5 protein-coding genes are annotated in these 5,773 nt (G+C 36.1%); 4 read left to right on the forward strand and 1 reads right to left on the reverse strand.

Features of this window, described 5'->3' with window-relative positions:
- A partial coding sequence (locus BBH99_RS08650; RefSeq protein WP_066694678.1) for a TonB-dependent receptor plug domain-containing protein occupies positions 1-2,064 on the forward strand: 2,064 nt, incomplete at its 5' end.
- A gap of 3 nt (positions 2,065-2,067) precedes the next feature.
- A complete protein-coding gene (locus tag BBH99_RS08655; RefSeq protein WP_066694679.1) occupies positions 2,068-2,868 on the forward strand; it encodes a DUF4249 domain-containing protein in 801 nt (266 codons plus the stop codon).
- Positions 2,869-2,941: 73 nt separating this feature from the next.
- On the opposite strand, the gene BBH99_RS08660 is transcribed toward BBH99_RS08655, so the two are convergent.
- Complete coding sequence (locus BBH99_RS08660) at positions 2,942-3,667, reverse strand: YoaK family protein (RefSeq protein WP_066694680.1); 726 nt, start codon at positions 3,665-3,667, stop codon at positions 2,942-2,944.
- Positions 3,668-4,080: 413 nt separating this feature from the next.
- On the opposite strand from BBH99_RS08660, the gene BBH99_RS08665 reads away from it, so the two are divergent.
- Positions 4,081-4,767 carry a Crp/Fnr family transcriptional regulator gene (locus BBH99_RS08665; RefSeq protein ID WP_066694682.1) on the forward strand — a complete coding sequence of 229 codons (687 nt, stop codon included), beginning with the start codon at positions 4,081-4,083 and terminating at the stop codon, positions 4,765-4,767.
- A gap of 130 nt (positions 4,768-4,897) precedes the next feature.
- The gene (locus BBH99_RS08670) at positions 4,898-5,296 is read left to right on the forward strand and encodes a VOC family protein (protein ID WP_066694684.1); all 399 of its coding nucleotides are present in this window, start codon (positions 4,898-4,900) and stop codon (positions 5,294-5,296) included.
- Positions 5,297-5,773: the final 477 nt, after the last annotated feature.

The following is a 5,773-nucleotide window of genomic DNA, read 5'->3' on the forward strand; positions in this document are numbered from 1 at the left end:
GTTGACCAGAACATGAAACTGGATCTTTTCCTTATTCAGGAGGAGCTAAAATCCAATACAAATACAATAGAAGAAGTAATTGTATCCGGAGTTAAAAAGGATAAAAATTTATCCAGTGCCCAGATGGGAACTGAAACATTAAGCATCAAAAATATTGAGAAACTTCCTGTATTATTTGGTGAAAAAGATGTGATGAAAACCATACAGCTTCTGCCGGGTATTAAAAGTAACGGTGAAGGAAGCAGCGGTTTCAGTGTACGTGGTGGTGCTACAGACCAAAACCTGATTCTTCTGGATGAGGCTCCGGTTTATAATGCTTCACATTTGCTTGGTTTTTTCAGTACGTTCAATAGTGATGCGTTAAAGGACGCCAGCATTATTAAAGGAAACAGCCCGGCACAGTATGGAGGCCGTCTTTCTTCTGTAATGGATGTTAAAATGAAGGACGGAAACAACAAAAATTATAACATTAATGGAGGAATCGGGCTGATTAGCAGCAGGCTAAGTGTAGAAGGGCCTCTTCAGAAAGAAAAGTCATCTTTTATTGTATCCGGCAGACGAACGTATGCAGACCTATTCCTTAAGTCTTCAAAAGATTATAAAGATAATAAGTTATATTTCTATGATCTTAATCTGAAGGCTAATTACCAGATCAATGAGAATAACCGTATCTATCTTTCTGGATATTTTGGAAGAGATGTATTAGGTCTGGGTGATACCTTTAATACCGACTGGGGAAATACTACCGCAACATTGCGATGGAACAGTATCATCAACAGCAAGCTGTTCTCCAATACTTCCCTTATCTACAGTAATTATGACTATAAAATCGGGCTGAAAAACAATGGCAGTGAGTTTAATTTAAATTCAAAGATACAGGACTGGAATCTTAAGCAGGATTTTACCTGGTTTGCAGGAAATAAGCATTCTGTACGTTTCGGTCTGCAGTCTATTTATCATACCCTGACGCCTAGCAGTGCTTCAGGGACGATCGTTAATTCTTTCCCAAGGAATCCAAGATATTCATGGGAAAATGCATTGTATATTAATGATGATTTTAAGGCTACTGATAAGCTTACGATTAATTACGGAGCAAGGCTTTCCATGTTCAGCGTTCTGGGTGGAGATACTTTCAACACCTATGAAAATGGAGTGCTTACAGAAAGCAGGTATTTAGAAAAAGGAAAATTCGGGAAAACATATACCAACCTTGAACCGCGTATTACGGCAAACTACCGCATCAACGAAGTGAGCAGCGTAAAAGGGGGATATTCCAGAAATACTCAGAACCTCCATCTTCTGAGCAACAGCAGCAGCGGAAACCCAACAGACCAATGGATTGGAAGCAGCTATTCGGTGAAACCTGAAATTGCAGATCAGATCAGTGTGGGGTACAGCAGAAATTTCAATAACAATAATTATGAGCTGAATGCCGAAATTTATTACAAATCTATGCAGAACCAGATTGATTTCAAAAACGGAGCCCAAATTGGTTTCAGTACTGCAGCAGATGTAGAAAGTGAGCTATTATTTGGTAAAGGAAGAGCTTACGGATTGGAACTTATCGCTAAAAAGAAAAGCGGAAAGCTTACAGGCTGGATTTCCTATACCTTATCCAAAACTGAAAGAAAGATCAACGGGATTAATGACAATCAATGGTATAACGCGAGAATGGATAAAACGCATGACCTTTCTGTGGTAGCTACTTATCAGCTTAATTCAAAATGGACTTTTTCCGGATTATTCCTTTACAGTACAGGAAATGCAGTGACCTTCCCTATCGGAAAGTATGAGCTTAACGGGCAAACTATATTTCAATACAATAGCAGAAATGCAGACAGAATGCCTGCTTATCACAGGATGGATCTTAGTGCCACCTATGAGCCGGAATCCAACAAACGTTTCCGTGGATCATGGACATTCGGAATCTATAATCTGTATGGCCGACAGAATGCCTACACCATTACTTTTGAGGACAATCCAAACAATCCCGGAACCACCCGTGCCATGCAAACCTCGCTATTCCGTTGGGTTCCTAACATCACTTACAATTTCAAATTTTAAATCATGAAAAAAGTATTTTTTATCATATTATCTGTATTTGCATTAAACTCCTGCCAAAAAGAGATAGACCTGGATCTTGCCGACCAGAGCGGAAATATCGTCATTGAAGGAAATGTCACAGATGTTCAGGGCCTATACACCGTAAAAATTACCAAATCTGTTGGTTTTGCCCAACCCAATCAGTATCCGGCTGTTGCAGATGCTCAGGTTATTTTAAGTGATAATACAGGACAAACGGAGGTCTTGCAGTATACAGGAAGTGGAGAATATATAACAAGTGTCTTTCAGGGAGTTCCTGGAAGAACCTACACCCTTAAAGTTATCGCAGAGGGAAAACAATATACTGCTCAAAGTACTATGCCTAAAGCAGTTGAACTGGAAGGCCTTGCACAGGATTCTTTTAAAATAGGTGATAAAACAACTTATACCCTGCTCCCGATTTTTACAGATCCTGCAGAACTGGGTAATCGTTATCTGTTTAGCTTTACCATCAATGATTTATCTAAAAAATACATCAGCGTACTTTCTGACAATCTAAATAACGGACAACCGAATCAATGGAGCTTAGGCCTTCCTAATGACGACAATAAAGGAAGAGACCATGAGGTTGTACCGGGAGATGTCATCCATGTCGAGATGCAATCTATTGACACCAATATATTCACTTATTACAGTGCCCTTCTTCAGATCTCTGACGGTTATGGCAGCGTTACTCCTGCTAATCCGCCAAGTAATATCAGTAATGGGGCATTAGGATATTTCTCTGCCCATACTGTAAGATCGCTTGATTTTCAAATTCAATAGGCTTTCTTCTATAAATTATAAAACGGTTATTCCTATGGTTTTGGAATAACCGTTTATTTTTTATGGTTTAAAATTATCTCAGTTTCCGCTTCAATGCATAGTATCTGTATAATAGCTTATCATACCGGATGATCCCGAAAAGCAATCCTGCAGCCAGCAATAATGTTTTAAGGTTGATCATCATATACAAAAAACCACCCATAATACATCCTGAGAAAAAACAGCCTATAATAACCAGTTTCAGCGCAATATTCTTTTTAAGCTGTCTGTATTCATTTTCTCTTTCATGAAAAAGCAGTTTTGACAGCTCTATTCCCAGGTCTGTAAAAATTCCGGTCAGGTGGGTAGTCCTTACTACAGACTGAGAGACCCTCGTTACCAGAGAATTCTGAGCACCCATTGCAAACAGTAAAAGCCCGGCAATCATATAGTCTGATATTGAAATCTCCAATAATCTGACCCCGGATACCCCTACAAATCCTAATATAAAAATCTCCATCAATAAAGGAATAAGATGTGGCCTTAATTTCTTATGAAGGGAGGAAAATTCAACAATACAACTTGAACAAAACGCACCGGCCAAAAAACAGATGATAAAAACAAGATAAACAACCGCATTGCTGTAATTTTTAAGAAAAATTTCTTCTGAAAAAAAAGCAAAGTGCCCAGTGATGTTAGTAGTAAGGATTTTCACTGATAAAACACCGACAATATTCACAATCCCGGCAACAAAAGAAAGCGCTGATGCCAGTTTTAAATTGTGAAAATAAGTACGGTTTTTTCCTCTGTGCCTGAACATGTGTGTTGAAGGATTTTTAATATGTTAAGTCTAAAAAACAACTGGATAAAATAAATAAGTAAAAAAAAATAATTTAGAAATGTCAGCAACCGCTGTGAAAAACATGTCAACTTAAATTTTTATCCAGTGCTCTTTTACATCCTTACTATATGATGAATAAATTATTTTATACTTCTTCCGCATTGCTATTCTTAAAACCTCTACCCTTTTAAAATAACTATTATTCTTTATTTATAGGAATTCATGTTTCAACTATCATGATCAGAACTATGATGTTCCCCTTATTCAAAATCTATTTTCTTATTTTTGTAAAATTAATTCGTTCAGGCAGAAAATCTGGTGATTTATGTTGGTTTAAAATGTGATTTAAGTTACAAACTGGACGTTTATTCAATAGCCTTCGTAGAAAAATTATGATCTCAAAATTTATTTTCAACAATCAGTATCTTTTTGATGAACTTCCTGAATATGATAAGGATTTACTTCTAAAGGCCATGAAAACTAAAAACTACCGAAAAAATGAGGCTATATTTACGGATGGCACCAAACCTAATGGTATTTACTATCTTAATGAAGGAAAAATAAAAAAATATAAAGTAGATAATGATGGGCGGGAACAAATCATCTATATCTACAGTTCCGGGGAATTTTTCGGGTATTCGGCTATTTTGAGTCAGGAATCTTATGGAGATACCACTTCTACCCTTGAAAATTCTGTTATCTCTTTTATTTCAAAAGACAACTTTCTTGAGATCCTTAACCAATCTTCTGTTTTTTCAGGGCTTTTGTTAAAATCTTTGAGCCATGAATTCAGTGTAATGGCCAATCTTATTGCGGTTTTATCACACCGTACTGTAAGAGAGCGGGCTGCACTGAGTTTACTGATTCTTCATGACAAGTATAAATCCAGTGATATGCCTGAAGAAGAAATTTTAATCTCCTTATCCCGTGTAGATCTTGCCAATATGGTTGGAACTGCGAGAGAAACCCTTGCCCGTATCCTCAATGATTTTAAGCAGGAAAAATTAATTAAATCAGAGGGACGAAAAATACGGATTCTTGACTTTAAGCAGCTAATTCATATTGCAAATTTCTATTAATAAGTTGTAAATACTTGTGATAATGTGCAATCTGCAAGAAAATAAATGCTTCTCCATTTTAATCTACTGACACCCTGTTGTCATAGTCTGCTCCTAATTTTGTATTCAATTATTTTAAATACAAGATTATATGAAATTAGCATCACTAAGAATCATCACAAAAGACATCAGACAATCTGTTCAGTTTTATGAGAAAGCAATAGGTTTTACTGTACAATGGTATACGGAAGATTTTGCTGAACTTAGGACAAATTCTGTTACTATAGCCATAGGAAGCACCCGTACGATGAAAATGTTTCATGGGGAAGATGTTACAGAATCCAAGGATCAAAGTAATATCATCATAGAGTTTTTGGTTGCTGATGTAGATCGTGAATATGAAAGGATTAAAAACCTTACAGATCGTATTATACAGGAGCCTACAACAATGCCCTGGGGAAACCGTTCCCTACTGTTTCGTGATCCGGATGGAAACCTGATTAATTTTTTTACTCCGGTAAGCCCGGAAGCTATTCAAAAGTTTAAATAAAGCGAAAGCCTGAGTAAAAGAAAAATAGAACCAATAAAAAAAGGAGGCTTTTACTGCCTCCCTTTTCTCTTGTACTAATAACCACACCTTGGATTTCTTTATATTAATTTGTGTTTTTTTCTTATCATTTGGTTTTTGCAAGAAATCCACGTTTAAGGTCATTCATACACTTCTATATTAATCTCATCACTTGTTTTAATTCTTTCTCATCACTTGTGCTTTATATAACTATAGTTTATTATTTTTATAGTTAATTCAATTTACCGGCTTCAATGAAGTGAAAAAACTAAAAAAAGTATTAACAATTCATTTGGTAAATTTTATACTACAAAGTAACGACATTGAAGGATAATATCATCTATAAATCCCATCGATACATATCAGATGCGATATAGATATTTATCGATAAAACAACTAGAGTAATGAGGAAGTGCAGAATAGACGCTAGGAAATCTATATTTTATGATGTGTTTTGAT

The organism is Chryseobacterium contaminans (assembly GCF_001684955.1).
Taxonomy (GTDB): Bacteria; Bacteroidota; Bacteroidia; order Flavobacteriales; family Weeksellaceae; genus Chryseobacterium; species Chryseobacterium contaminans.